General features: G+C 74.4%; 27 protein-coding genes. 16 read left to right on the forward strand and 11 right to left on the reverse strand.

Annotated elements, in window-relative coordinates; genetic code table 11:
• The first annotated feature begins 79 nt into the window (after window positions 1-79).
• On the forward strand, window positions 80-637 hold the full coding sequence (locus ABD140_RS33335; RefSeq protein WP_344245725.1) for a hypothetical protein: 558 nt from the start codon (window positions 80-82) through the stop codon (window positions 635-637).
• Here the strand turns inward: ABD140_RS33335 and ABD140_RS33340 are convergent.
• Window positions 629-1,498, reverse strand: coding sequence for an iron-sulfur cluster-binding protein (locus ABD140_RS33340; protein ID WP_344245727.1), 870 nt, complete (start codon window positions 1,496-1,498; stop codon window positions 629-631). The genes ABD140_RS33335 and ABD140_RS33340 overlap by 9 nt on opposite strands.
• A 273-nt stretch (window positions 1,499-1,771) precedes the next feature.
• On the opposite strand from ABD140_RS33340, the gene ABD140_RS33345 reads away from it, so the two are divergent.
• The 4 genes from ABD140_RS33345 to ABD140_RS33360 are packed head-to-tail and all read left to right on the forward strand — an operon-like array spanning window position 1,772 to window position 4,602.
• Window positions 1,772-2,629 (forward strand): universal stress protein, encoded by an 858-nt coding sequence (locus tag ABD140_RS33345; RefSeq protein WP_344245729.1) that lies wholly within the window; start codon window positions 1,772-1,774, stop codon window positions 2,627-2,629.
• A 23-nt stretch (window positions 2,630-2,652) separates the two neighbouring features.
• Complete coding sequence (locus ABD140_RS33350) at window positions 2,653-3,324, forward strand: hypothetical protein (protein ID WP_344245731.1); 672 nt, start codon at window positions 2,653-2,655, stop codon at window positions 3,322-3,324.
• 23 nt (window positions 3,325-3,347) lie between these two features.
• Window positions 3,348-3,758, forward strand: coding sequence for an OsmC family protein (locus ABD140_RS33355; RefSeq protein WP_344245733.1), 411 nt, complete (start codon window positions 3,348-3,350; stop codon window positions 3,756-3,758).
• A 13-nt stretch (window positions 3,759-3,771) separates the two neighbouring features.
• Entirely contained in the window at window positions 3,772-4,602 is an 831-nt protein-coding gene (locus tag ABD140_RS33360) for a universal stress protein (RefSeq protein WP_344245735.1), read from the forward strand.
• A gap of 4 nt (window positions 4,603-4,606) precedes the next feature.
• Here ABD140_RS33360 and ABD140_RS33365 read toward each other — a convergent pair whose 3' ends face one another.
• Window positions 4,607-6,070 (reverse strand): bifunctional aminoglycoside phosphotransferase/ATP-binding protein, encoded by a 1,464-nt coding sequence (locus ABD140_RS33365; protein ID WP_344245737.1) that lies wholly within the window; start codon window positions 6,068-6,070, stop codon window positions 4,607-4,609.
• Between the two features lie 134 nt (window positions 6,071-6,204).
• Here ABD140_RS33365 and ABD140_RS33370 point away from each other — a divergent pair, with 134 nt between their 5' ends.
• Window positions 6,205-7,077: a universal stress protein gene (locus tag ABD140_RS33370; protein WP_344245739.1), complete on the forward strand. Its 873-nt coding sequence runs from the start codon at window positions 6,205-6,207 to the stop codon at window positions 7,075-7,077.
• Between the two features lie 4 nt (window positions 7,078-7,081).
• Here the strand turns inward: ABD140_RS33370 and ABD140_RS33375 are convergent, their stop codons facing one another.
• Complete coding sequence (locus ABD140_RS33375) at window positions 7,082-7,498, reverse strand: pyridoxamine 5'-phosphate oxidase family protein (protein ID WP_344245741.1); 417 nt, start codon at window positions 7,496-7,498, stop codon at window positions 7,082-7,084.
• 127 nt (window positions 7,499-7,625) lie between these two features.
• On the opposite strand from ABD140_RS33375, the gene ABD140_RS33380 reads away from it, so the two are divergent.
• Window positions 7,626-8,639, forward strand: a complete 1,014-nt coding sequence (locus tag ABD140_RS33380) for an Acg family FMN-binding oxidoreductase (RefSeq protein WP_344245743.1) — start codon at window positions 7,626-7,628, stop codon at window positions 8,637-8,639.
• On the forward strand, window positions 8,636-11,011 hold the full coding sequence (locus tag ABD140_RS33385) for a phosphoketolase family protein (protein ID WP_344245745.1): 2,376 nt from the start codon (window positions 8,636-8,638) through the stop codon (window positions 11,009-11,011). The genes ABD140_RS33380 and ABD140_RS33385 overlap by 4 nt, the downstream gene beginning before the upstream one ends.
• Here ABD140_RS33385 and ABD140_RS33390 read toward each other — a convergent pair.
• Window positions 10,956-11,411: a pyridoxamine 5'-phosphate oxidase family protein gene (locus ABD140_RS33390; protein WP_344245747.1), complete on the reverse strand. Its 456-nt coding sequence runs from the start codon at window positions 11,409-11,411 to the stop codon at window positions 10,956-10,958. The genes ABD140_RS33385 and ABD140_RS33390 overlap by 56 nt on opposite strands.
• Window positions 11,412-11,460: 49 nt before the next feature.
• Window positions 11,461-12,162, reverse strand: a complete 702-nt coding sequence (locus ABD140_RS33395; RefSeq protein ID WP_344245749.1) for a response regulator transcription factor — start codon at window positions 12,160-12,162, stop codon at window positions 11,461-11,463.
• 175 nt (window positions 12,163-12,337) lie between these two features.
• Between ABD140_RS33395 and ABD140_RS33400 the strand changes: the two genes are divergently transcribed.
• From ABD140_RS33400 to ABD140_RS33410, 3 genes are all read left to right on the forward strand, one after another.
• Window positions 12,338-14,047, forward strand: coding sequence for a sensor histidine kinase (locus tag ABD140_RS33400; protein WP_344245751.1), 1,710 nt, complete (start codon window positions 12,338-12,340; stop codon window positions 14,045-14,047).
• Between the two features lie 82 nt (window positions 14,048-14,129).
• A complete protein-coding gene (locus ABD140_RS33405; protein WP_344245753.1) occupies window positions 14,130-14,984 on the forward strand; it encodes a universal stress protein in 855 nt (284 codons plus the stop codon).
• 32 nt (window positions 14,985-15,016) lie between these two features.
• The gene (locus ABD140_RS33410; protein ID WP_344245755.1) at window positions 15,017-15,847 is read left to right on the forward strand and encodes a universal stress protein; all 831 of its coding nucleotides are present in this window, start codon (window positions 15,017-15,019) and stop codon (window positions 15,845-15,847) included.
• Window positions 15,848-16,041: 194 nt separating this feature from the next.
• On the opposite strand, the gene ABD140_RS33415 is transcribed toward ABD140_RS33410, so the two are convergent.
• Window positions 16,042-16,425: a DUF3099 domain-containing protein gene (locus tag ABD140_RS33415; RefSeq protein WP_344245757.1), complete on the reverse strand. Its 384-nt coding sequence runs from the start codon at window positions 16,423-16,425 to the stop codon at window positions 16,042-16,044.
• 72 nt (window positions 16,426-16,497) lie between these two features.
• Here ABD140_RS33415 and ABD140_RS33420 point away from each other — a divergent pair, with 72 nt between their 5' ends.
• Entirely contained in the window at window positions 16,498-16,725 is a 228-nt protein-coding gene (locus ABD140_RS33420; RefSeq protein WP_344245759.1) for a dodecin, read from the forward strand.
• Here ABD140_RS33420 and ABD140_RS33425 read toward each other — a convergent pair.
• Both ABD140_RS33425 and ABD140_RS33430 read right to left on the reverse strand, forming a co-directional pair.
• Entirely contained in the window at window positions 16,722-18,071 is a 1,350-nt protein-coding gene (locus tag ABD140_RS33425) for a metallopeptidase TldD-related protein (protein WP_344245761.1), read from the reverse strand. The two genes, ABD140_RS33420 and ABD140_RS33425, sit on opposite strands and share 4 nt — an antisense overlap.
• Window positions 18,068-19,564: a TldD/PmbA family protein gene (locus ABD140_RS33430; protein ID WP_344245763.1), complete on the reverse strand. Its 1,497-nt coding sequence runs from the start codon at window positions 19,562-19,564 to the stop codon at window positions 18,068-18,070. The genes ABD140_RS33425 and ABD140_RS33430 overlap by 4 nt, the downstream gene beginning before the upstream one ends.
• Window positions 19,565-19,748: 184 nt before the next feature.
• On the opposite strand from ABD140_RS33430, the gene ABD140_RS33435 reads away from it, so the two are divergent.
• Both ABD140_RS33435 and fabI read left to right on the forward strand, forming a co-directional pair.
• Window positions 19,749-20,453: a beta-ketoacyl-ACP reductase gene (locus ABD140_RS33435; protein WP_344245765.1), complete on the forward strand. Its 705-nt coding sequence runs from the start codon at window positions 19,749-19,751 to the stop codon at window positions 20,451-20,453.
• A gap of 2 nt (window positions 20,454-20,455) precedes the next feature.
• Complete coding sequence (gene fabI / locus ABD140_RS33440) at window positions 20,456-21,247, forward strand: enoyl-ACP reductase FabI (protein ID WP_344245767.1); 792 nt, start codon at window positions 20,456-20,458, stop codon at window positions 21,245-21,247.
• A gap of 77 nt (window positions 21,248-21,324) precedes the next feature.
• Here the strand turns inward: fabI and ABD140_RS33445 are convergent, their stop codons facing one another.
• From ABD140_RS33445 to ABD140_RS33455, 3 genes are all read right to left on the reverse strand, one after another.
• Complete coding sequence (locus ABD140_RS33445; RefSeq protein WP_344245769.1) at window positions 21,325-22,005, reverse strand: hypothetical protein; 681 nt, start codon at window positions 22,003-22,005, stop codon at window positions 21,325-21,327.
• Between the two features lie 97 nt (window positions 22,006-22,102).
• Window positions 22,103-23,740 carry a helix-hairpin-helix domain-containing protein gene (locus ABD140_RS33450; RefSeq protein WP_344245771.1) on the reverse strand — a complete coding sequence of 546 codons (1,638 nt, stop codon included), beginning with the start codon at window positions 23,738-23,740 and terminating at the stop codon, window positions 22,103-22,105.
• Window positions 23,733-24,668, reverse strand: coding sequence for an aldo/keto reductase (locus tag ABD140_RS33455; RefSeq protein ID WP_344245773.1), 936 nt, complete (start codon window positions 24,666-24,668; stop codon window positions 23,733-23,735). Before ABD140_RS33455 ends, ABD140_RS33450 begins: the two co-directional genes overlap by 8 nt.
• Window positions 24,669-24,785: 117 nt before the next feature.
• Here ABD140_RS33455 and ABD140_RS33460 point away from each other — a divergent pair, with 117 nt between their 5' ends.
• Both ABD140_RS33460 and ABD140_RS33465 read left to right on the forward strand, forming a co-directional pair.
• Window positions 24,786-25,355, forward strand: coding sequence for a hypothetical protein (locus ABD140_RS33460; protein ID WP_344245775.1), 570 nt, complete (start codon window positions 24,786-24,788; stop codon window positions 25,353-25,355).
• Window positions 25,356-25,414: 59 nt separating this feature from the next.
• Window positions 25,415-26,275 carry an SDR family oxidoreductase gene (locus ABD140_RS33465; protein WP_344245777.1) on the forward strand — a complete coding sequence of 287 codons (861 nt, stop codon included), beginning with the start codon at window positions 25,415-25,417 and terminating at the stop codon, window positions 26,273-26,275.

Genomic DNA, 26,275 nt, shown 5'->3' on the forward strand with positions numbered 1-26,275 from the left:
GGGGGAGCATGCGAGGCCGGTTCTCGCCGGAGCGCGCCGGAGCGTCCGCGGGCACGGGGCGCCGCTCCCGGTGACCCCGGTGCGCAGAACGCTGAGTGTCCTGGTGCTGGGCGCCGGGGCGCTGGTCGTGGTGCTCTGCGGGCGGACCCTCGTCGTCACCCCCCAGCTGGTGGCCGAGAACCCGCCGCCCGCGCCGGGCCAGGACGCCGGCGCCGCCACCGCGCTGGTCATCTTCCCGCTGGTGGTCTCGGCGGGGCTGCTGGGCGGGATGCTGCTGATCTGGTCCGGGGTGCGGGGCGTGCGCTCGGCGGACCGCCCGGTGCTCTGGCGCGCCCGGCAGCGGACGGCCCTGTGGGGCTGCGCGGTCGGCACGCTCCTGGCCGCGTTCATCTACTTCTTCGGCGGCGCCGCCTGGACGGGCCTGCCCCGGGGCTCGCACGCCGTGGCGATCGGAATGGTCGTCTTCTACAGCGTCATGGGCTTCCTGCTGATCGCGGCCCTGGCCCTCCAGAACGAGCGCGAGGGCCTGAACGGGAGCAGCGGGCGCAATGGCCGCAATGGCCGCGACGGGCGCAATGGCCGCGACGGCAGCGCCGCGCGCGTGGCGGCGCCCCGCCGGCGCCCGCCCTCAGAATGAGGACGCCGCCAGTCGGCCGTAGTGCAGGACGGGTCCCTCCCGGCAGACCCGGACGGGCCCCTCCGGCGTCTTCAGCAGGCAGCGCCCGCAGCGCCCGCTGCCGCACTGGATGAGCTCGTGCGCGGCCACCTGGATCCGCTCGGCGGCCATCCCCTGCTCGTGCAGCATCCGCGCGGTGTCCACCGCCTGCCGCATCGGCCCGGCCAGCAGCGCCACCGCCGAGTCCGGGTCGAAGGCCAGCTCGCCCGGGGCCTCGGAGCCGTCCACGGCCGGGACGATCCGCCCCGAGGGGGCGGGCCGCCCGCCGGCGCCCTCGGGCGCCGCCGACCAGACGGCGCCCGCCGCCCACACCCGCAGGCTCCGGTAGCGCGCGGAATCGGTCAGCACCCGCTCCACCACCGGGCGCAGCAGGGTCAGCCCCTGCTCCCAGCCGAGCACCAGCAGCTCGCCGCCCTCCGCGGGGGCGAGGTTCCAGCCGTTGCCGCGCGGTCCCGACAGCCCCACCCGGTCGCCGATCCGGCAGGAACCGGGTCCGCACGGCACTCGCAGCGCGCGCAGCTCCACCAGCGAGCTCTCCCCGGTCCGCCCGTCGGACAGCAGCGGCCTGCTGCTCACGTCGGCGGCGGGGATCCGCATGCCCGCCTGGGTGTGCACCACCCAGAACCGGCCCGGCGCCGCGCCGCCGGACGCGGGGGGCGCGGCCGCCGCGCCCTCGGCGTCCCGCTCCCCGGGGCCGCGGCCCTCGGGCGCGTCGGGCACCAGCACCAGCGTCATCCGGCCCGGGAGCTCGGCGTACCGGTCCACGATCCGGTAGGGGCGCGGCGCCGTGCTCCAGATGCGATACCGCTCCCTGCCCGGCACACGGCCCTCCGCTTCTCCTCCACCGTCCGGCTCTTTCGGACGCCCGCACCAGGCTGCGGGCGGCGCCCCCCGGACAGGTAGGGGCGAAAGTCCCTTTCCCGGCGCAGGACAGCCGGTGGCGAAGGTCCCGGCGGCCGGGGCCGTGCGCCCCTGTCCGTGCGCCGCCGCCGGCACGGCATGATCCACTGGGGAGGAGCACACCGAGTGCTTACCCTCGCACCCGGTACCGCGTCCCCTGATCGGGGGATGTCCATCGAGACGAAGGAGAACACGATGACCCGGCGCCATGGAGTGCTCGTCGGCCACGACGGCTCCGCGGGCGGCGACCTCGCCCTGGACCGCGCCGCGGAGGAGGCCGTGCTGCGCGGGCTCCCGCTGACGATCTGCCACGTCTGGCAGATCGTCTACCCGGGGTTCGTCGTGATGCCGGTGACCACGCTGAGCGACGCGGCCGAGACCATCACCAAGGCCGCCGCCGAGCGCGTCTCCGGCGCCCACCCGGGGCTGGAGGTGCGCCGCGTCGTGGAGAGCGGCTCGCCCGCCTACTCGCTGGCCGAGCACTCCCGCGAGGCCGAGCTGACCGTGGTGGGCAGCGAGGGCGCGGGCACCGTGCGCAAGGCGCTCCTGGGCTCGGTGAGCGCCCAGGTGACCGCGCACGGGTCCGGGTCGGTGATGGTGGTGCGCGAGACCTTCGGGCAGGGGCCGCGGCCGGGCCGGATCGTGGTCGGCGTCGACGGTTCGCCCGCCGCCGCGGAGGCGCTGCGGGCGGCGTTCGAGGAGGCGCACCTGCGCCGGGCGGAGCTGTCCGTCCTGTGCGTGTGCCCGGAGGGCGCCGCGGTCCGCGACACCCCGTTCATCGACGGGAAGGTGCTGCGCGAGCTGGCCAGGGAGCGGTTCGAGCGGGCCGTGGACGCCCGGCAGGCGGAGTTCCCCCAGGCGCGGGCCGAGAAGGTCTTCCTGGAGGGGGACCCGGTCACCGAGCTGGTCAACGCGTCCGAGGGGGCGTTCCTGCTGGTCGTCGGCTCCCGGGGCGAAGGCGGGCTCAGGGGCAGGCTCCTGGGCTCGGTGAGCGACGCCGCCGTCCGCCACGCCCTCTGCTCGGTCACGGTGGTCCACCCCCCGAAGGAGTGAGCACGACCGAAGGGAGAAGGAGCATGAAGGGGAGAGGCCGGGCCCGGTGGCTCGGGCCGTCCGCGGGGCTGGCCGTCCTTGCCCTCTACGGGTACGGGAGGCTGCTGCCCCGCCTGGAGGGCCGCGGGGCGACCCGCGAGGAGGCCGCGGCGCGGCTGCCGGGGGACGAGATGATCCCCGGCGGGACGGTGAGCACCATGGGCGTGACCCTGCGGGCCGCGCCGGAGCGGGTGTGGCCGTGGCTGGCGCGCGAGGAGCTCAAGGCGGGCGAGCGGGTGCCCCCGCCGTCCGGCGGCGACCCCTGCCTCACGGTGGAGATCGTCGACGCCCCGCGCACCCTGGTCCTCAGCTCCGACCTGCGGCTTCCCCAGGGCCGGATGACGGTGCCCGAGGGGCCGCTGCCGCCGGTCTACTCCACCTGCGTGCGGGGCTACCACCTGCGGCCGCTCCCCGGCGGGCGCACCCGGCTGGTCGTCCGGACCCGGAGCGAGGGCAGGCCGCGGTCCCTGATGTGGATCGCCGGCCTCCTCGCCGAACGCCCGGGGCGCGTCCTGCGGCAGTTCCGCCACCTCCGGCGGCTGCAGGAGCTCGCCGAAGGGGCGGAGGGAACGGCGGCCCCGGTGGACGAAGGTCCCGCCGAAGCCCGCCCTTCGTCCTCTGCCTCGGGGGGACACAGGACCCATCCTGGGAGGTAGGGGAACCAGGGGGGTGGAATCCGGTGGAAGAGATCAGAGTCGTCCATCGTGACCAGGACGCGTTCGCGATCTTCGTGCGTGACTACGTCGTGCAGGTGGACCAGCCGGCCCGGGCGGGGGAGGAGAGCGGGCCGACCCCGGTGGAGCTGTTCGTCGCCGCGATGGCGGCCTGCGCCGCGCATTTCGCCTGCCACCACCTCAAGAGGCAGGGGCTGCCCTACAACGGGCTGGAGATGGGCGCCCGCTACCTGCTGGGGGGCGGCTCCCCGCAGCGCATCTCCCGGCTCACGCTCACCGTGCGCCCGCCCGCCCGGCTGCGGCAGGAGGACACCGACGCCATGATCACGGCGATCCGCGACTGCCCGGTCACCCAGTCCCTGCTGACGCCGCCGGACCTGAGGATCACGCTGGACGACCGGGCGCAGGCGGCCTGAGAGGAGAACGGACATGCCCGAGGTCCTCGTCGGCTACGACGGTTCACCCGCCTCCGAGCAGGCGCTGCGCTGGGCGGTGCACGAGAGCGCCCTGCGGGGGCTGCCCCTGGCGGTCTGCCACGCCTGGCACTGGCCTTACGCGATGGATCCCACGCACCTGCCCTCGGCGGAGACCGTCCGCGGGTTCGCCGAGAACCTGCTCGCCAAGGGCTCCTTCAAGGCCGAGAGCCTCGCCCCGCGGGTGAAGGTCCGCCCGGTGCTGCACCGGGGCCCCGCCGCGTCCGCGCTGCTGCACGAGGCGGGGCAGGCGGCCATGGTGGTCCTGGGGGCGCGCGGCGGAGAGGGGTTCCCCGACCTGCCCACCGGCTCCACCGCCACCCAGGTCGCCGGGCACGCCTCGTGCCCGGTGGTGGTCGTCCGCGAGCCCGGTGCGGACGGTCCGGTGGCGGTGGGGGTGGACGGCACGCACGCCGCCGACGCCGCCCTGGCCTTCGCCTTCGAGGAGGCGGCGCTGCGGGGGCGGGAGGTGGTGGCCGTGCACGCCGCTCCGCTCCCGGCCGATCCGGTGCGCCAGGAGGAGGCCGCGCGGGAGGCGGGGTCCCTGCTGCAGCGGCAGGTGGCGCCCTGGGCCACCAAGTACCCGCAGGTGCAGATGCGGACCCGGCTGCTGCACGAGGAGCCCCGCGAGGCGCTGCGCGCCGTGGCGGCGGAGTCCGCGCTGCTGGTCCTGGGCGACCGGCGGGACGACACGCCCTCCACGCTGCGGCTGGGCGCGGTCAGCAGCGCGCTGCTGGACCTGACCCCCCGCACCCTGGTGGTGGTCCACCCCTGGCGGCGGGCCTGAGGCCCTAGTCCGGCTCCATCCGGGGGCGCAGCGGCCAGTGGTGGCCGTACCCGTGCGGCCTGACCACCCGCAGCGCCTCGTCCAGGCAGATCTCGACGGGCTGGTCGGTGTCCACGGCGGCGGCCCCCGGCCACGGCGCGGCCTCGGCCGCCATCGCCTCGGCGACGGCGGGGTCGGCGTCGGACGGGCCGCCCCTGCGCGCGCGCAGCCGCGCGGCGGAGACCGGGGCCGGCGTGCGGCACTCCAGGGCCACCAGGTCCGCGCGGGCGCGCCCTGCCACCGCAGCGGCCTCCTCCCGGAACACCTCGTCGGTCCAGGAGGCGTCGAGGATGACGGGCTCGCCCATGCCGAGCAGCTTCTCGGCCCGCCGCAGCAGCTCGGCGTAGGTCTCCTTGGTGGTCCGCGGATCGTAGAGGCCCTGCCCGTAGGGGGCGCGGGCCGGTTCCTCGGCGGACAGCCCGGCCAGCTCCTTGCGGGTGCGGTCGCTGCTCAGGACGCTCCAGCCGAGCCGGTCGCCCAGCGCGCCCGCCAGCGTCGACTTGCCGGTGCCCGGCAGCCCCCCGACCAGCACCAGCGCCACCGCACCGGCCCGCAGGTGCCGCAGCGCCAGCTCGGCGTACTCCCGCGCCACGGCGGGGCGCTCGGACAGGCAGGCGACCTTGGCCCGCACGAACGCGCGGTAGGCGATGTAGTGGTGGCGCAGCGAGGCGGGCGCGGGGTCGCCGCTGAACTCGGCGTACCGGTCGAGGAAGTCGCGGGCCAGGGCGGGCGCGCGCAGCCGCTCCAGGTCCATGGCGAGGAACGCGGCGTCGTCCAGCCCGTCGACGTACCGCAGCCGGTCGTCGAACTCCAGGCAGTCCAGGATGCGCGGCCCGTCGGGCGGGCAGAAGACGTCGTCGGCGATGAGGTCGCCGTGGCCGTCCACGATCCGGTCGTCGGCGATCCGGCGGGCGAACAGCGGGTCGCGGCCGTCCAGGAAGCGCATTACCAGCCGTTCGATCTCGGCGGCCTCCGGCAGCCCGTAGGCGGTGGTCTCGGCGAGGTTGTCGCTCCAGCGGCGGCGCAGCGCGTCCCGTCCGCCCTCCCGGGAGATCGCCGGGCCGCGCGGCGCGCCGGCGTGCCAGGCGGCGAGCCGCCGCGCGACCTCCCGCAGCGGCTCGCCGACCGGCTCGCCCATGCGCACGAGCGCGGAGAGCCGGCGTTCGGGATCCATGCGGCGCATCGCCACCAGGTGGTCGCAGACCTCGCCCCGCTCGTCACGGACGTCGTAGACGCCCAGGTAGACGTCGGGGGCGAAGCGGCGGTTGAGCTCCACCTCCCGGCGGCAGGCGCGCTCCCTGGCCTCCCGGGTGGTGAAGTCCAGGAAGCCGTTGCGCACCGGCTTCTTCAGCTTGTAGGCGCGGTCGCCGGAGAAGAAGACGGTGGCGATGTGCGTCTCTGCCACCATGGCGGGACGGCTGTAGGACATGGGACCCCCCACGCGTGTGTCACCCGGGGTCCAGTCCATCGTGTGACGGGAATGTCGGGAGAGGGCCGTCCAGCACCAGCCCGCGGGACCTTGGTCCTTTCCGTGCCAAGATCTCCGCGTCCTACGCTCGAAGCATGAGCGAGCGCGCGCAAAGACCGATCATCGTCGGGGCCGACGGCTCCGGGCCCGGCTACGCCGCCGTCGAGTGGGCGGCGCAGGAGGCGGTCCGCCGCGACCGCCGCCTGCGGATCGTCTCCGTGCTCTCCCCCTGGCTGCTGGAGCCGCTGCCCGAGCCCAACGCCGACCGGATGCGCCGCGAGCTGCGCGACAACGGCCAGGAGGTGCTCCGGCAGGCCGCCGCCCGCGCCGCGGCGGGGGAACCGCGGGTGCGCACCGAGACCGAGCTGGTCCCCGGCGGACCCGCCCAGACGCTCCTGAAGGAGGCCGAGGGGGCGCCGATGCTGGTGGTCGGCGGCCGGGGGCTGGGGGAGTTCGGCGGGCTGCTGCTCGGCTCGGCCACCAACCAGGTCGCGCTGTACGCGCGGTGCCCCGTCGTGGTCGTCCGGCGCACCGAGGAGACGGCGCACGGCGAGGTCGTGGTGGCGGTGGACGACACGCCGAGCGCCCAGGCCGCGCTGGGGTTCGCCTTCGAGGAGGCCGCGCTGCGCTCGGCGCGGCTGCGGGCCGTCCACGCCTGGCGCGACCCCGCCTCCCTGGGCTGGGGCGAGATGCAGCCCCCGGTCTACGACCCCGAGCTCGTCGCCGGGGAGGAGTCGCGGGTGCTGTCGGAGGCGCTGGCGGGCTGGCCGGCCCGTTACCCCGACGTGGAGGTCGTGGAGGAGGTGGTGCGCGGCGGCACCGTCCGGGCCCTGGCCGGGGCGTCCGCCCGGGCCGACCTGCTGGTGCTGGGCAGCCGGGGGCGCGGCGGCTTCGCCGGGCTGCTCCTGGGCTCGGTCGGCCAGGCGATGCTGCACCACGCCCACTGCCCGGTCGCCGTCGTCCGGTGAGGGCTCAGGCGGCCACGGCGTTGATCCTGCGGCCCGACACGTAGCGGCCGGAGATGCGGATGTAGCGGTCGCGGGGGCCGGGCGCCCAGGCGGGCAGCGGGAGCCGCGACAGCCGCTCGGCCTCGGCCGGGTCGGTGACGGCCCTGGCCTCGCCGAGCAGCGTCACCGACCAGCCGCTGCCCCGCTCGGTGTCGAAGTCGTCGGCCTCGAAGGCCACGACCGCGCGCCGGATGGCCAGGCCGAGTTTGCTGCCGACGTTGGTCCGCAGGATGACGTCCGTGCCGTCGAGCACGAAGTTGACGGGCTGGATCGCCGGCAGCGCCCGCTCGGTGAAGGCGACACGGCCGACCGGGACGGAGGCCAGCAGCCGCAGGCACTCCCGCTGGTCCAGCACTTCGAGTCCATGAGCGTCGACTTCCATGGACTCATCGTGTGACGCGCGCCGCGGCCGGGTGCAGAGACGAAGGTCCCCCGCGGCGAGCGTTGGTCGGTGCGGCGGCGGACCTTGGTCCCTGTCCCGGCGGTACCCGCGGTGGTGTGCTGGGACGGTGAGAACCGACGTCGAAGGGATCGTACGCGCCGCGATCGAGGCGGCGGTGTGGGCGCCTTCCGTGCACAACACCCAGCCGTGGTGGTTCGGCACCGCCGACCACGGGGAAGGCGGCGCGCGCCTCGGCCTGCACGCCGACTCCGAACGGCGGCTGGACATCGCGGACCCGGACGGCAGGGAGATGCTCATCAGCTGCGGTGCCGCCCTGTTCACGCTGCGGCTGGCCGTCCAGGCGCAGGGCTGGGAGCCGCGGGTGCGCACGCTGCCCGAACCCGACCGGCCGGGCCTGCTCGCCGAACTCGTCCTCGACCCCGCCGCGCGGGTCGAGCCGGGCGCCCTCCTGGCGGTCGAGCGGCTGTACCGGCAGGTGAAGGAGCGGCGCAGCCACCGCGGCCCCTTCAAACAGGCGGTCCTGGCCACCGACACGCTGACCGCGCTGCGCGAGGAGGTGCACCGGGAGGGCGCCGAGCTGCTCCTGGTGTCCGACACCAGGGAGCGGCGCGCGCTGGCCGCCTTCACCGAGGTCGCCGAGCAGCTGCAGCGCATGGACCCCGAGCACCAGGCGGAGGCGGCGCGCTGGGCTCCGCCTCCGGGCGGCCACCGCCACGAGGGCATGGTCGACCGCTCCTACCCGGCCGAGGACGTGTTCGCCGATCCGCACTTCGCCACCCGCGACTTCGCCCAGGGCCGGCCGTGGGGCGTGCCCGAGGAGCCGTCCGCCGAGCCCGGCATCACCGGGGTGGTCGCGCTCGTCACCACCCGCGGCGACGGGCGCGCCGACTGGCTGGCGGCCGGCCAGGGACTGCAGCGCATGCTGCTGCGCGCCTCGGCCGAGGGCCTGTCGGGGGCACTGCACACCCAACCGCTGGAGATACCCGAACTGCGCTCACTCATTCGCGTCCGCCTGTGTCACGGAGGACACCCCCAGGTTCTGCTCCGCCTGGGTGAGCCCACCGCGACTCTGGGAACGGTACGCAGGAGACCCGAAGAACTCACCGACGAGGAAGTATGAGCGGACCGGACGAACTAGACGCCCTGGACGCCTGGTGGCGGGCAGCGAACTATCTCTCCGCCGGGCAGATCTACCTCCTGGACAACCCCCTGCTGCGCGAACCACTGCGGCCCGAGCACATCAAGCCACGCCTGCTCGGCCACTGGGGCACCTCGCCCGGCCTGAACTTCTGCTACGCCCACCTCAACCGGGCGATCCGGCAGCGCGACCTGGACATGATGTTCGTCATGGGCCCCGGCCACGGCGGGCCCTCCGCGGTGGCCAGCGCCTGGCTCGACGGCACCTACAGCGAGATCTACCCGCACGTCTCCCAGGACGAGCGGGGCATGGCGCGGCTCTTCCGGCAGTTCTCCTTCCCCGGCGGCATCCCCTCCCACGCCGCCCCCGAGACGCCCGGTTCCATCCACGAGGGCGGCGAGCTCGGCTACTCCCTCGCCCACGCCTACGGCGCGGCGTTCGACAACCCGGGCCTGACGGTGGCGTGCGTCGTGGGCGACGGCGAGGCCGAGACGGGGCCGCTGGCGGCGAGCTGGCACTCCACCAAGTTCCTCGACCCCGTCCGGGACGGGGCGGTGCTGCCGATCCTGCACCTCAACGGCTACAAGATCGCCAACCCGACGGTCCTGGCCCGCATCCCCGAGGAGGAGCTGCTCTCCCTCATGCGGGGCTACGGCCACCGCCCGTACCTGGTGAGCGGCGACGAACCCGCCCAGATGCACCGGCTGATGGCCGAGACCCTGGACCGGGCGCTGGACGACATCGCGCGGATCCAGGAGGAGGCGCGCTCGGGCGGCGGGCGGGGGCGCCCCGCCTGGCCGATGATCATCCTGCGCACCCCCAAGGGCTGGACCGGCCCCCGCAAGGTGGACGGCGTGCTGGTGGAGGGCACCTGGCGCGCCCACCAGATCCCGCTGAAGGCGCCCCGCACCGAACCCGAGCAGCTGGCGCAGCTGGAGGCGTGGCTGCGCTCCTACCGGCCCGAGGAGCTCTTCGGCGAGGGCGGCTCCCCGGTGCCGGAGGTCCTGGCGCAGAGCCCGGCGGGCGACCGCAGGATGAGCGCCAACCCCAAGGCCAACGGCGGGCTCCTGCTGCGCCCCCTGGACCTGCCGGACTTCCGCGGCTACGCGGTGGCCGTGCCCGAGCACGGCATGGTCCAGGCCGGTGCCACCGGGGTGCTCGGCGGCTACCTGCGCGAGGTCGTCGCCGCCAACCGCACGAGCTTCCGCCTCATGGGACCCGACGAGACCGCCTCCAACCGGCTCACCGCCGTCTTCGAGCGCACCGACCGGGTGTGGCGCGGCGAGATCCTGCCCACCGACGAGCACCTCGCCGAGCACGGCCAGGTCATGGAGGTGCTCAGCGAGCACCTGTGCCAGGGCTGGCTGGAGGGCTACCTGCTGACCGGGCGGCACGGCCTGTTCAACACCTACGAGGCGTTCGTGCACATCGTCGACGCCATGTTCAACCAGCACGCCAAATGGCTGGAGGCCTCCCGCGACCTGTCCTGGCGGCGGCCGATCGCCGCGCTGAACTACCTGCTGTCCTCGCACGTGTGGCGCCAGGACCACAACGGCTTCACCCACCAGGACCCGGGCTTCCTCGACGTCGTCCTCAACAAGCGGCCCGAGGTCGTCGGGGTCTACCTGCCGCCGGACGCCAACACGCTGCTGTGCGTCGCCGACCACTGCCTGCGCACCAGGGACGTGGTGAACGTCATCGTCGCGGGCAAGCAGGAGTCGCCGGTCTGGCTGCCGATGGACGAGGCGGTCGCGCACTGCGCCCGCGGCATCGGCATCTGGGAGTGGGCGAGCACCGACGCGGGCACCGATCCCGACGTCGTCCTGGCCTGCGCCGGCGACATCCCCGCGCTGGAGACCCTCGCCGCCGCCCGGCTGCTCGCCAAGTACCTGCCGGAGCTGCGCGTGCGGGTGGTCAACGTGGTCGACCTCATGCGCCTGCAGCCGCCGTCGGAGCACCCGCACGGGTTGAGCGACGCGGAGTTCGACGCGCTGTTCACCACCGACAAACCGGTCATCTTCGCCTTCCACGGCTACCCGTGGCTGGTGCACCGGATGACCTACCGCAGGCACGGCCACGACAACCTGCACGTGCGCGGCTACAAGGAGAAGGGCACCACCACGACGCCGTTCGACATGGTGATGCTCAACGACCTCGACCGCTTCCACCTCGTCATGGACGTCATCGACCGGGTGCCGGGCCTGGGCGGCCGGGTGGCGCCGCTGCGCCAGCGGATGGCCGACGAGAGGCTGCGCTGCCGCGCCTACACCCGCGCGCACGGCGAGGACGACCCGCTGGTCAGCCGCTGGGACTACCGGCCCGACCAGTCCGACCGGCCGGGGCCGGCGACCTGAGGATGCGGCGGCCCGAGCACAGCCGGGGGGAGATGCGGATGAACTCCTCCCGGCCGCCGGGCACCCACGGCCACAGGTCCAGCGCGCCCAGCTCGGCGGCCTCCTCGGGGTCGGTCACCCGCCGCGCCTGCCCCACCAGCACCACCGACCAGCCGGTGCGGCGCTCGGCGTCGTAGGAGTCGATCTCGAAGGCCACCACCGCGCTGCGCGCGGCGGCCGCCAGCTTCGACCCCGGCGAGGTGCGGATGATCACGTCCCGGCCGTCCATGGCGTAGTTCACCGGCTGGACGGCGGGCAAAGCCTGGTGGGTGAAGACGATGCGGCCCACGGGGGTGGTCTGGAGGAGGGCCAGGCACTCGTCGTCCCCGAGTATCTCCAGGCCTCCGGCGTCGAAGGGCATGGGCGCCATCCTGCTCCCCGGGCCCGCCGGCCCGTAGGGGCGAAGGTCCCTATCCCTGCCGCCCCTCGTCGGGACGCTCCCGGTCGGCTGCGGCGCGGGAGGCCTTGAGCTGGGCGGCGAACGCCGCGGCCTGGGTGCGGCGGCGCATGTCCAGCTTGGCGAAGAGGTTGGAGACGTAGTTCTTCACCGTCTTCTCGGCCAGGAACATGCGCTCGCCGATCTGCCGGTTGGTCAGTCCCTCGCCGATCAGCTCCAGGATCTGGCGCTCCTGGTCCGACAGCGCGGCCAGCGGGTCCTTGCGGCTCTCGCGCTCGCGCAGCCGCTGCAGCATCTGGCTGGTGGAGCGCGGGTCCAGCAGCGACTGGCCGGAGGCCACGGTGCGCACCGCGCCCACCAGGTCCGAACCGTGGATCTGCTTGAGGACGTACCCGGACGCCCCCGCCATCACCGCGTCGAACAGCGCCTCCTCGTCGGAGAAGGAGGTGAGCATCAGGCACGCCACCTGCGGCAGCTGCGCCCTGATCTCCCGGCACACGCCCACCCCGTCGCCGTCGGGCAGCCGCACGTCCAGCACCGCCACGTCCGGCGCGGAGGCGGGGATGCGGGCCAGCGCCTGGGCCGCCGAGGAGGCCTCCCCGACGATCTCGATGTCCCCTTCGGCCTCCAGCAGGGCGGCGACGCCCTTGCGCACGACCTCGTGGTCGTCGAGCAGGAAAACACGGATCTTGGCGCCGTGGGTGACCTGGGTCACGGAATGGCCTTCTTCCTCGGGCGGTATGTTGCTGCTGAAGGTATCGGGGCGACCGCCCTCGAGACAACGGCCGAAGGCCCGGGAACGCGGGACCAAGGTCCCCGCGGGCCCGACGCCGCGGCCGGGCCGCCCCGACCGCCTTGACCAGGACGTTCATCCGGAAGGGGCAGCGAAGGTGGAGGGCGATTTCCGGCACGGCGACCGGGCCCGGCTGATCCTGCCGCAGCTGCGGCTGGACGACCTGCTGAGCGAGCTGCAGGCCCGGCTGGAGGCCGCCCGCTCCACCCGGGACCGGGTGCACTCCCTGCTGGAGGCCGTGGTCTCCATCGGCAGCGACCTCGACCTGGCCACCGTGCTGCGCCGCATCACCGAGGCCTCCACCACCCTGGTGGAGGCCAGGTACGGCGCGCTCGGCGTGATCGGCGACGACGGGGAGAGCCTCGCGGAGTTCGTCACCGTCGGCGTCAGCGACGAGGAGATCGCCGCGATCGGGCACTGGCCGCACGGCGAGGGCATCCTCGGCCTGCTGATCAAGGAGCCGCGCCCGCTGCGCCTGGCCGACCTGGGCGCCCACCCCGAGTCGGTGGGCTTCCCCGCCAACCACCCCCCGATGCACCGCTTCCTCGGCGTGCCCATCCGGGTGCGCGAGGAGGTCTTCGGCAACCTCTACATGGCCGAGAAGCAGGACGGCGGCGAGTTCGACGAGCAGGACGAGGTGGTCCTCACCGCGCTGGCCACCGCGGCCGGCATCGCCATCGAGAACGCCCGCCTGTACGAGGAGACCCGCCGCAGGGAGCGCTGGCAGCAGGCCCTGACCGAGATCTCCACCGCGCTGCTGTCGGGCACCGCCCCCGACGAGGTGGGCGGCCTGGTCGCCGACCGGGCGCGGGAGATCTGCGACGCCGGTCTGGCCTTCGTGGCCACCGCCGACGAGGTGGCGGGGGAGTTCGTGGTGGCGGCCGCCGCCGGGCAGGGCGCCGAGCGCATCCGCGGCCTCCGGCTGCCCTTCGAGGACGCCCTCGGCGCCGACGTGCACGAGCACGACAGGTGCCTGCTGGTGCCCGACGCCCGGCAGGCCGCCCCCCGGGACGCGATCTGCGCGGAGCTGCCGCTGGGGCCCGCCCTGCTGGTCCCGCTGGGCCGCGGCGGCTCGGCCCGCGGCGTGCTCGGCGTCGCCAACGCCGCGGGCGGCACCGCCTTCACCGAGGTCACCCAGCGGCTGCTGGAGCCCTTCGCGGGGCAGGCCGCGGTCGCCATGGAGCTGGCCGACCGGCGGCGCGACCTGGAGCGGCTGTCCCTGCTGGAGGACCGCGACCGCATCGCCAAGGACCTGCACGACACCGTCATCCAGCGGCTGTTCGCCACCGCCATGACGTTGATGAGCGCCGGGAAGATCGCCGACCGGCCCGACGTGCGCCGCCGCATCCAGCGGTCGGTGGACGACCTGGACGAGACCATCCGGCAGATCCGCTCCACGATCTTCGCCCTCCAGGTCGAGCCGGACGCCGGGAGCCTGCGCAGCCGGCTCCACTCGGTCGTCGACGACTTCACCGGGCCCCTGGGCTTCGCGCCCTCCGTCCGGTTCGACGGCCTCCTCGACACCGACGTCGACCCCCAGATCGGCGAGCAGCTCGTCGCGGTGGTCTCCGAGGCGCTGTCCAACGTGGCCAGGCACGCCGGGGCGGGCCGCGTCGAGGTCGCGCTGGACGTGCGCGACGACCTCGTCCTGCGGGTCGAGGACGACGGCTGCGGCATCCCGCCGGGCGGCAGGCGCAGCGGCCTGAAGAACATGGCCGAGCGCGCCGAGTCCCTGGGCGGCTTCATGGAGCTGGCGGACCGCGAGGGCGGCGGCACCCGCCTGCTGTGGCGGGTCCCCCTGCGCTGACCGGCGAGGCGGGACGAAGGTCCCTGCCCGCCGGGGACCTCCGCGCCTCGCGTCCGGCGGCGGGGCGGAGCACGCTCGGGTTATGAACGAGTCTTCCCCGCAGCCGGTGATCGTCGGCACCGACGGCTCGCCCGCCTCGCACGCCGCGGTGTCCTGGGCCGCCGACGAGGCCCTGCGCACGGGCCGCCCGCTGCGCATCGTCCACGTGCAGGAGCCGTGGACGCTGGGCCTGCCCGACATCCCGCCGCCGATGGCCGACGAGGCGCGGACCGTGGAGTCCCGGGAGATCCTCGACGAGGCGGCCGGACTGGCCGCGCGGGGCCGCCCCGAGCTGAGGGTGGAGACCGAGAACATCCAGGGCGAGACCGTCCGCGTGCTGCGCCTGCTCGCCGAGCGGGGCGGCGAGCTGGTGCTCGGCAGCCGGGGGCGCGGCCGTTTCGCCGAGCTGCTGCTGGGCTCCACCACCCTGCGGGTCGCCGGGCACGCCGCCCGGCCCGTGGTGGTGGTGCGCGGCGAGCCGGCCACCCGCCGCGGGGAGATCGTGGTGGGCGTGGCCTTCGACCACGACCCGACCGGGCCCCTCACCTACGCCTTCGAGGCCGCCCGGCGGCGGGGGTCGCGGCTGAAGGCCGTGCACGCCTGGGACGTCACCGACACCTTCGCCCGCCAGGCCGAGGAGGACCCGTCCTTCATCGACCCCCTGGACCGCCTCACCGAGCTGCTGGAGTCCTGGCGCGCCCGCTACCCCGACGTCAAGGCGTCCGAGGAGATCGTCAACGCCCATCCCGCCGCCGTCCTGACCGAGTCCTCCGCCGACGCCGACCTGCTGGTGGTGGGCACCCACGGCCGCGGCTCCCTGGGCAGCCTCCTCCTCGGCTCGGTCGGCCACGCCGTGCTCCACCACGCCCGCTGCCCCGTGGTGATCGTGCCGGTCTGACAACCGGCCCGACGCGCATTAGCGTCGGAACCATGAACGAAGCGATCGTGGTGGGGGTGGACGGCTCCTCGGGGGCCGCGGGCGCGCTGGACTGGGCGGCGGACGAGGCGGTCCGCCGCGGGGCGCCGCTGCTGCTGGTGCACGCCAGCAAGCTGCTGGAGCCGGGGAACATGCTGAAGGAGGACGCGCTCGAACGGCTGCGGGAGGAGCGGCGGCACCTGCTGGAGTCGACCCGCGAGGGGCTCCTGGGGGAGCGGCCGGACCTGCGGGTCGGGCTGGAGCTGGCGGACGACGACCCGGCGCGGGTGCTGACGGAGCTCAGCAGGACGGCGCCCATGGTCGTGGTCGGCACCCGGGGCGCCGGCGGGTTCGAGCGGCTCCTGCTGGGCTCGGTGGGCCTGCACGTGGCGGCGCACGGCTACTGCCCCGTCGTGGTGGTGCCGCGCGGCGGGGAGCGCGGGCGCGGCGAACACGTCGTGCTGGGCGTCGACGAGCGGCACCGGCAGTCCGCGGCGATCGGCTGGGCCTTCGCCGAGGCCGAGCTCCGCGGGGTCCGGCTGGCGGCCCTGCGCGCGGTGAACGGCTACGGGGCGCCGGGGCAGCGGATCGGCGAGGAGATGATGCTGTCGGAGGCGCTGGCCGGGCAGGTGAGCGACCACCCCGACGTGGTGGTGGAGTACCGGCTGCCCGAGACGTCCGCGGCCCGCGCGCTCGTCGAGGCGTCCGAGGACGCGGCGCTGCTGGTGCTGGGGGCGCGCAAGCGGCGGCTGGGCTTCGGCACGGTGCTGGGGCGGGTCGGGCACGCGGTGCTGCGCCACTCGGCCTGCCCGGTGGTGGTCGTCGCCGAGCCCGAGGAGGACTGAGCGGCCCGGTACCGGGCCGGACGAGGCGGGGGAAACGGAAAGCGGCGCAGGGAGGATACGGGGGCAACCCTCCCTGCGCCGCACATCGGTGTTCCGACGGGGGCCCGGAACACCGGCACGGGCGCCCCGACGGGGGACCGGAGCGCCAGGTACAAATCGTACACCGAACCCCCCCGGGGTTAGTCAAGAGATAGTCACGGACTGGTTTCTGAAGAGACGCCGGAATCGGCCTGATCCGCCGCCGGGGCGTCCTTGCGGAACGCCTGGGGCGGCGGCGGGGGAGCCGGGACGGCCCGCTGGTCGAAGAGCTCGGCGGGTCCGCCGTCCCGCGGAGGCTTGCGCCCGCCGTTGGCGAAGACGACCGCGGTGTAGGGCAGCAGGATGGCGCCGACCAGCAGCAGCCCCAGCAGCACCGGGTGGATCCGGCCCCACAGCACCACGGCCAGGAGGAGGCAGGCCAGCCGGATACCCATGGAGATCAGGTAATGGCGCTGGCGTTCGTCGACGTCCTCCGACAGGGGCCGGGAGGCGTCGGTCACGGTGTAGACGGTGGTCTTCCGACGGGAAAGTGCCCTCACGCCCTCCACGTTAGGCGACATCCGGGCGGCCCGCTGGGTAGGGGGAGGTCAACGGCTTCTCAGGAGGAACAGATGAGCAACAACACCTACCGGGTGACCGAGATCGTCGGCACGTCCCCCGACGGGATCGAGCAGGCGATCCGCAACGGCATCAGCCGCGCCGCGGCGACCCTGAGGAACCTCGACTGGTTCGAGGCCACCGAGCTGAGGGGCCAGGTGGAGGACGGCGAGGTCGCCCACTTCCAGGTCACCCTGAAAGTGGGCTTCCGCCTCGAGGAGCCCGAGCCCGGAAAGGGCTAGGACGCCTGGCTCACCGTGGACATGTTGTAGTCGGGCACGCGCAGGGCGGGCATCGCCGCGCGGGTGAAGTAGTCCGACCACTCGCGCGGCAGGGTCCGCTCGGTGCGGCCGGTCTCGCTCACCCGGGACAGCAGGTCCACCGGGCTCTCGTTGAACCGGAAGTTGTTGACCTCGCCGGTGATCTCGCCGTTCTCCACCAGGTAGACGCCGTCGCGGGTGAGGCCGGTCAGCAGCAGGCTCTGCGGGTCCACCTCGCGGATGTACCACAGGCAGGTCAGCAGCAGCCCGCGCTCGGTGCGCGCCACCATCTCCTCGAGGGTGGCGCCGCCGGGGGCGCCCTCCATGAGGAGGTTGTCGATCGCCGGGGTGACCGGCCGCCCGGTGAGCCCGGCCGAGTGCCGGGTCTGGGTCAGCGCGGCGACCTCCCCGCCGGAGATCCAGTCGGTGGCCGACAGCTCCAGGCCGTTGTCGAAGACCGACGTGTCGCGGCCCGAGGCGTGCGCCACGGTGAACGGCGCGCACTCCAGGCCCGGCGCGTGCGGGTCGCTGTACAGCCGCAGCGGCAGGGGCGACAGCCGCGAGCCCACGGGGTGGGAGCTGAAGACCGTGCGGCCCTCGTGGGCGTCGCGGGCCCCGGCCGTCCAGTACAGGTAGATCATCAGGTCGGAGACGGCGCTGGGCGGCAGCAGCGTCTCATAGCGCCCGGCGGGCAGGTCCACGCGGCGCCGCCCCCAGGACAGGCGGCGCTCCAGCTCGGCGCCCAGCCCCGGCACGTCCAGGTCGGCGAAGTCGCGGGTGCTCGCGCCCGTCCAGGCCGAGCTCCCCTCGTTCTTGGCGTTGAGCTCCAGCCTTCCCGTCGGCTGGTCGTGGCGCAGCCGCAGGCCCGTGGAGGAGCCCAGGTAGGTGGAGGTCAGCTGGTGCTCGGCGAACCCGTAGAGGCGGCGGCCCCCCGCCTGCGCGGCCGCGAACTGCTCGCCCAGCGCCGGGGCGAAGGCGGAGAACACCGAGATGTCGGTGACGGCGGGCGCGGCGTCCCAGTCACCCGCCGCGGACCCCGACAGCAGCGGCGCGGCGTCCTCGGCGGGCTCGGCGGAGCGGGCCTGCTCCTCGGCGGCCTTGACCAGGTCGGGCAGCTCTTCGGCGCCCACCCCGGCCCGGGAGACCGCGCCGACCGCGCCGTCCTGGACGGCGATCACCGTCAGCCGCCGGGAGCGGCCCACCCCGTTGGTGGTCAGGGTGTTGCCGGCCCAGCGCAGGTTGGCCGCGCTGGACTCCTCGGCGATGACCACGCAGTCGCCGGTCGTCGACAGGTCGAGGGCGCGCTCGACCGCTTCCTGTGGCCTCACTTGCCCGCCTCCTTGAGCGCGTTGAGGATGTTGACGCCGCGGAACAGCGCGGACGGGCAGCCGTGGCTGACCGGCGCGACCTGCCCGGGCTGGCCCTTGCCGCAGTTGAACGCGCCGCCCAGCACGTACGTCTGCGGGCCGCCCACGGCCTCCATGGAGTTCCAGAAGTCGGTGGTGGTGGCCTGGTAGGCGACGTCGCGCAGCTGGCCGTCCAGGCGGCCGTTGCGGATGCGGAAGAAGCGCTGCCCGGTGAACTGGAAGTTGTAGCGCTGCATGTCGATCGACCAGCTCTTGTCGCCGACGATGTAGACGCCGTCCTCGACCCGGGAGATCAGCTCCTCGGTGGAGGGGCCGCCGGGCTCGGGCCGGATCGACACGTTCGCCATCCGCTGGATGGGGGTGTTGGCGGGGGAGTCGGCGAAGGCGCAGCCGTTCGAGCGCTCCCGGCCCGCCACGTGGGCGATGCGCCGGTCGGTCTGGTAGCCGGTGAACAGGCCGCCGGTGATGATGTCCCACTCCTGGGTCCGCACGCCCTCGTCGTCGAACCCGATGGTGGCCAGGCCGTGCTCGGCGGTGCGGTCGCCGGTGACGTTCAGGGCGGCCGAGCCGTACTGCAGCCTCCCGAGCTTGTCGGGGGTGGCGAACGACGTGCCGGCGTAGGCGGCCTCGTAGCCCAGCGCGCGGTCCAGCTCGGTGGCGTGCCCGATCGACTCGTGGATGGTCAGCCACAGGTTCGACGGGTCGACGACCACGTCGTAGGTGCCGGCCTCCACCGACGGCGCGGCGAGCTTCTCGGCCAGCAGGGAGGGGATCCGGGCGAGCTCGGCGTCGAAGTCCCAGCCGGTGCCGGTGAGGTACTCCCAGCCGCGGCCGGCCGGCGGCGCCAGGGTGCGCATGGTGTCGAACGCGCCCTCGGCGACCCGCACGGCGGTCAGCTGCGGGTGTATCCGCACCCGCTGCTGGGTGGTGACGGTGCCCTCCAGGGAGGCGAAGAACTTGTTCTCCTTGACCTGCAGCAGCGAGGCGTCCACGTGGTCCACGCCCGCCGCCAGCAGCCGCCTGGACCACTCGGCCAGCAGCTCGGCCTTCTCGGAGGCCGGGATCGTGAACGGGTCGATCTCATACGACGACACCCAGGTCTGCTCGCCGTGCGCGGGCTCGGGCGCCAGCTCGACGGGCTCGCGGTTGATGGCGCCGGCCACCCGGGCGACCGCGACCGCCTGCGCGGCCAGCGCGGCGGCGGCCTCGGGGGTCAGGTCGATGCCCGAGGCGAAGCCCCAGGTGCCGTCCTTGACGACCCGTACCGACAGGCCGATGTCGTCGGTGTCCAGTGAGGTCTCCAGGGCGCCGTCCTTCAGGCGCAGGGACTGGCTGCGGATGCGCTCCAGCCGGAAGTCGGCGTGGGAGGCTCCCAGCTCCCGTGCGCGGGACAGCGCGGCGTCGGCCAGGACGCGGAGGGGAAGCGCGGTGAAAGCCGGATCGATTTCATGCACGGATTCGAACCTATCCGCACCCGCGCGGACCGGCACCGGGTTTCCCCCGGCCCGAGGGCGCGCGCACAAGAAGACCCGCCCCAAACTTGTGGATCTCGACACCCGACACGCGGCCGCCGGAGCGGTAACCTCGTGCCGCGATGTGACGTTCGCTACCCACAAAACCCACACGGAGGTGCAGCGCATGGCGCGCTCAGTCCTGGTCACCGGCGGAAACCGCGGCATCGGGCTCGCGATCGCCCGCGAGTTGCAGGCCGCGGGGGACGCCGTGGCCGTCACCTACCGGTCGGGCGAGCCGCCGGAAGGCTTCTTCGCGGTCAAGTGCGACGTGACGAGCTGGGAGGACGTCGACACCGCCTTCGGCAAGATCGAGGCCGAGCAGGGCCCGGTCGAGGTCGTCGTCGCCAACGCGGGCGTCACCCAGGACCAGCTCCTGGCGCTGATGAGCGAGGAGAAGTTCACCTCGGTCCTGGACACCAACCTCACCGGCTCCTTCCGGGTCGCCAAGCGGGCCGTGAAGGGCATGATGAAGATGCGCCGCGGCCGGATGGTCTTCATCTCCTCGGTGGTCGGCCTCTCCGGCTCGGGCGGGCAGGCCAACTACGCGGCCTCCAAGGCGGGCATGGTGGGCATGGCCCGCTCCCTCGCCCGCGAGCTGGGCTCGCGCAACATCACCGCCAACGTCGTGGCGCCCGGCTTCGTGAACACGGACATGACCGCGGTGCTCGACGACAAGCTGCAGGACACGATCAAGCAGAACATCCCGCTGAAGCGGCAGGCCGAGCCCGAGGAGATCGCCAAGGTGGTCAGGTTCCTCGCGAGCGACGACGCCTCCTACATCACCGGGGCCGTGATCCCGGTGGACGGCGGACTGGGAATGGGGCACTGAGCATGGGCATCCTCGAAGGCAAGAACATCCTGGTCACGGGCGTCCTGACGGACGCCTCGATCGGCTTCCACGTGGCGCGGATCGCGCAGGAGGAGGGCGCCAACGTCATCCTCACCGCGTTCCCGCGGCCCACGCTGACCCAGCGCATCGCCAAGAAGCTGCCCAGCGGCCCCGACAACCCGCCGGCGGTCATCGAGCTGGACGTCACCAACGAAGAGCACCTGGGCGGCCTGGAGGCGCAGCTGCGCGCGCTGGGCTGGGACAGGATCGACGGCGTGGTGCACTCCATCGGCTTCGCGCCGCAGGACGCGCTCGGCGGCAACTTCCTCAACACCAAGTGGGAGGACGTGGCGACGGCCGTCCAGATCTCGGCGTACTCGCTGAAGTCGCTGACGATGGCGTGCCTGCCGCTGATGAAGGACGGCGGCGGCTCGGTCGTGGGCCTGACCTTCGACGCGCGCGCGGCCTGGCCGGTCTACGACTGGATGGGCGTGGCCAAGGCGGGCCTGGAGTCCACCAACCGCTACCTCGCCCGCTACCTGGGCGGGGAGGGCATCCGCTTCAACCTGGTGGCGGCCGGCCCGATCAAGACGATGGCGGCCAAGAACATCCCCGGCTTCGAGGGCATCACCGAGGGCTGGAGCAAGTCGGCGCCGCTGGGCTGGGACATCACCGACGTGGTGCCCACGGCCAAGGCGACGGTCGCGCTGCTGTCGGACTGGTTCCCGGCGACCACGGCCGAGATCGTCCACGTCGACGGCGGCGTGCACGCCATGGGCGGCCAGTTCGACTGACGGTGTCGCCCCGGTCGTGCGAACCGAAGGCCCCGGACGCTCCGACGTCCGGGGCCTTCGCCGTTCCCGCGGGTCCTTCAGCGCCCCTGGCGGGCCCGCCGGCGCAGCCGCGCGCCGATGAGGCTGAACTGGCCCATCACCACCGCGGTGATGCCCGCGGAGGCGCCCGCCGCCCACATGGCCCGCGCGGAGTCGCCCTCAAGGGGCCGGACGGCGGCCACGGGCTCGACCATGCGGGTCTCGGGCAGGGCGAGCACCGGGGTCTCGGCCTGCGGGGCGTCGGCGACCTGCGGCTGCTCGGGCAGCGCGTCGGCGGCCGACTCCCGGGGCGCGGCCGGGGTGTCCTTCGGCGGCTGCACCGTGAACGTCGAGGGCGCCCGCACGCTGGTCTGGGGGGTGATCGGCGTGCCGCCGCGGGGCGCCGTCGACTGCCGCGGCTTCCTGGGCTTCTCGGGCTTGGCGGTGCCCTTGTCGCCCTTGGCCTCGTCCGGCTTGCTCCCGGAGTCGTCGGCGGGCTTCTCGGGCTTCTCTGTCTTCTTGCCGTTCGCCTCGTCGATCTTGTTCTTGATGGTCTCGACGTTGTTGTGGAACTGGCACTCGATGTCCTTGATGGAGGACTGCGGGTCGTGCCCCTTGACGCACTTCTTGGGTTCGGCGGCCGCCGTCGGCGCGGGGGCCGCGAACACCAGCAGCACGCCGGCCGACAGCGCGAGGGAGGCCGCGCCCAGCCGGCGGACGGGGGGTCGTCCTGGAAGCATGCTCCTCCTTGCCCGGGGGTGGTGTCGCTCTGTCCTTGTTTAACGGATCAATGGCGGTGGAGTCACGTCTTGACAAAGAGAAAAATCGAATGACGTTCTACATAAAAAGCGACATCAGCCTCGTCTGTCTCTTAACCGGGGCAAATTCGGTGACGGACGCGGCGAGTCCGGGCCCCGCCGCCGTCACCACCGACAGGTGCCGCAGCGCCCGGGTGAACGCGGTCAGCACCAGCGGGCGCGTCAGCCCCTCGGCCGAGGGGAAGACCGCCACGACCGCCGGCCAGCGGGTCCCGGCCGCCTGCTGGACCGGGATCGCCCAGCCCGCCCGCAACCGCGGCAGCGACGCGGCGGGAACGCGCACCACCGCGTCGGGGAACTCCACCGTCAGCCCCTCGGGGGAGGCCTCGGTGACCGTCCCGGTCTCGCCCGCGGCGGCCTCGGCGAACGGCACCGCCACCACCACGCGGTCCCCGGCGTCGAAACCGCCGCACACGCCCGGCCCGGGGTTCAGCCGCGCCTTCAGCGCGGCGTTGAGCGCCGCCGTCCCCGCCGCGCCCGGCGTGAGCACCTGCACGTCCCGGACGTCGATGCCCAGCGCCCGCGGGATGGAGTCGGCCAGCAGCTGGCCCACCCGGTGGGCGGCCTCGCGCCCGTCGGCGGCCGCCACCACCACGACCTCCTTGCCGGGCGCCTCCACCCGGCGCAGCCCGCCCGCGCGCACGCCCTCGGCGAGCTCGGCCAGCGGCCCGCCGTCCGGCGGCTCCGGCGTGACGGGCACCTCCTGCGTCGCGACGAGGTCGGCCAGCACCCGGCCCGGCCGGTAGGAGGCGAGCCCGTCGGGGTCGCCCGCCAGCACCAGGTGCGTGCCGTCGGGGCACGCCTCCACCAGCGCGGCGGCCAGCTCCACATCCAGCGCCTCCGCGCCCGTCACGACCAGCACGCCGGGCTCCAGCGGCCACTGCTCGCCCCGCGCGTAGCCCAGGACGCCCAGGCCCTCACGCGCCTCCAGGAGCCGGTGCAGGCTCACCGCGCCCTCATGGCGCGCGGCGGCCGTCGCGGTGACCGCCGCGACCGTCACGGGGACGTCCAGGGACGGCTCCAGCGCCCGCAGGTCGGCGATCAGGCCGTCCTCCGAGCCGGGCGGGCCCGCCACGATGCTCACGCCGTGGAAGAGCGCCTGGCGCGCCGCCTCGCCGTGCTCGGCGGCGCCGTCCCCGGCCTCGATCGGCGGCGCGGTGGCGGCCAGCCGCTGCACGCCCTCGGCGACGGTCTCCTCGGCCAGCCCGTACCGGGCCAGCGCCAGCCACTGCTCGGCCTCGGGCAGCTCCTCCGCCGACTCGTCGAAGACGTCGGGGAGCTCGGGCTCCACCTCGAACAGCATGACCCGCGCCTCGTCCAGCGCCGCGTTCACCGCCGCGTTCGCGTCGGCGATGCGCAGCCCGCCCAACGCCCGGACCACCGCCTCGCCCGGCAGCGCGGTGTCGCCGCGGCGCGCCGCCTCGGCCAGCAGGAACCCCACCAGCGCGCGGCCGCGCCGCGCGTCCTGCGGGTCCGCCGACGGCAGCACCGACAGGGCGAACCTGTCGGCCTGCGCGGGCGTCACGCCCGGCACCCGCAGCAGTTCCCACGGATCGCCGCGCAGCAGCGCCTCGGCGTCCTCGCCGAGGTGGGCGCGGGCGCGGGCGGCCAGGTCGCCGGGCAGTCCCAGCGCGGTCAGGGAGGTCGTCTCAGACATCGGATACGTCGTCCAGTGCGTCGCGGATCTCGTCGGGCAGGGTCAGCTCCTCGGCCTGCAGCGCGGCCCGGAGCTGGGCGGCGGTGCGGGCGCCGACCAGGGGCGCGGCGACCCCCGGCTGGTCGCGCACCCAGGCCAGGGCGACGGCCAGCGGCGTGACGCCCAGGCCGTCGGCGGCGGTGGCGACCGACTCCACGATCCGGGAGCTCTGCTCGCCCAGATACGGTGCCACGAAGTCCTCCAGCCGGTCGCGCGCCGCGCGGGAGTCGGCCGGGATGGCGGTGCGGTACTTGCCGGTGAGCACGCCGCGGCCCAGCGGCGACCACGCCAGGATCGAGGTGCCCGAGTCCAGCGCGGCGGGCACCGTCTCCCGCTCGGGGTCGCGCTGCAGCAGCGAGTACTCCACCTGGTCGGAGACGATCGGCTGCCGCCCCGGCCAGGCGCGCTGCCAGGTCGCGGCGGTCGCCAGCTGCCAGCCGCCGTAGTTGGACACCCCCACGTAGCGGGTGCGCCCGGAGGAGACCGCCTCGTCCAGCGCCGCCAGCGTCTCCTCGTAGGGGGTGGCCGGGTCGTGCGCGTGGACCTGCCACAGGTCCACGTGGTCCAGGCACAGGCGGTCCAGTGAGCGGTCGAGCGCGGCGAGCAGGTGCCGGCGCGAGGAGTCGTAGCCGCGGGGCGTCACCCCCGCCTTCGTCGCCACGACGATGTCGTCGCGGTCCACGACGGTGTTGAGCAGCTGGCCGAGGATCTGCTCGCTGCGCCCGTGGCCGTAGACGTCGGCGGTGTCGACGAGGTTGCCGCCGGCGTCGACGAACTCGGTGAGCTGCGCCGCGGCCTCCTCGGGCCGGGTGCCCTCACCCCAGTCCATGGTGCCGAGTCCCAGCCGGGACACCATGAGACCGCTCCGACCGAGCTGACGCTGCTCCATAAGGACCACAGGCTATAGCGTTTCGGCGCCCGCGGAGGGAGGCGGCGCGGGCGGTGCGGCGTGCCCGTCCGCGGGGGCACTGTCCGAAACGGGCGTATCGGGCTAAGGTTCGGGGTCGTGGTAGTTCCCGTAGATCCGCCGCCGGGTGCGGGCCCGGAGGGCGACCCCGGCTATCTCGCGTCGCTGCGCACCGGAACCCTGCTCGCCCAGTTGCGCAAGGCCTTCCTCGGGCTGCTGGCGGTGCCCGTCGGGGTGCTGGCCCTCTCGCCGTACATCATGCGGGTGGAGACGCACACCGTGGACGCCCGGCCGCTGCTGTCGTGCGCGGTCGTCCCGCTGGCCGCCGCGGGCGTGCTGCTCCTGGTGCGCCGGCTGCCGTCCGCGCTGCCGCGCGGGGGCGGAGGGCCGCGGCTGAGCGCGTCGGAGTCCTTCCGCGCCGGCCTGTTCCTGCGCTTCGCGCTCACCGAGGGCGTGGTGCTCCTGGGGCTCCCGCTGTCGATGGCCTCCGACAGCTTCCTGCCGATGGCGCTGTCGTTCTGCCTGGGCTACCCGCTGGTGGTCGCGCTGGCGCTCCCCACGCGCGGCACGATCGAGCGGATGCGCGCGCGGATGGAGGCCGACGGCGTCAGCAGCGACCTGTGGGGCTCCCTGCTGGCCCCCTACCGCAAGGCCGGCGCGCAGGGCTGACGCGGCTGCTGGAATTCGTTACAGTTCGCCCCGGGTGTGACCGAGCGGAAGGCGGGCGGATGGGTACCTTTGTCGTCAGCGGAGCGGCGTCGGGAATCGGGGCGGCGACCACCGCCCTGCTGCGCGGTCGGGGGCACGAGGTCCTCACCGTCGACCTGCGGGACGCGGACGTGACCGCCGACCTCGCCACCGCGCGGGGCAGGGCCGAGGCCGTCGCCGCGGTGCGCGCCAAGGCGCCCGTCGTGCACGGCGTCGTGCCGTGCGCGGGCATCGCGGGGCTCACCGGCGTGGACCCGGCCCTGGTGGTGTCGGTGAACTACTTCGGCGCGCTGGCCCTGGTGCGGGGACTGCGCGCGGGGCTGGCGGCCGCCGGGAGCTCCGCGGTGGTGGTGCTGTCGTCGAACTCGGTGACCTGCCAGCCCGGCTGGAACGCCGAAGTGGCGGCGGCGTGCCTGCGCGACGACGAGGAGGGCGCGCGCCGTGCCGCCGAGACCGGCGACGCCGTCGCCGCCTACCCCGCCACCAAGGCCGCGCTGGCCTACTGGGCGCGCGGCGAGGGCGTGAAGGAGGAGTGGATCGGCGCGGGCATCCGGCTCAACGCCGTCGCCCCCGGCATGATCGCCACCCCGATGACCGACGACCTGCGCAAGGACCCCAAGCTGGGGGTGTTCGCCGACGCCTACCCCAGCGCGCTGGGCCGGCCCGGCAGGCCCGAGGAGGTCGCCGAGGCGATCGCGTTCCTGCTGTCGGACGCCTCCTCGCTCATGGTGGGCTCGGTGCTGTTCGCCGACGGCGGCACCGACGCGCTCCTGCACCCGACCAAGCCCGAGGGCATGCAGGTCGGCAAGCTGGCCGTCGGCCTCCTGCACAAGGCGTCGGCGGCGGCGACCCGCGTCAGGTCCCTGCGCGGCAGGGGCTGA

Source organism: Actinocorallia libanotica, from assembly GCF_039525175.1.
GTDB classification, from domain to species: Bacteria; Actinomycetota; Actinomycetes; order Streptosporangiales; family Streptosporangiaceae; genus Actinocorallia; species Actinocorallia libanotica.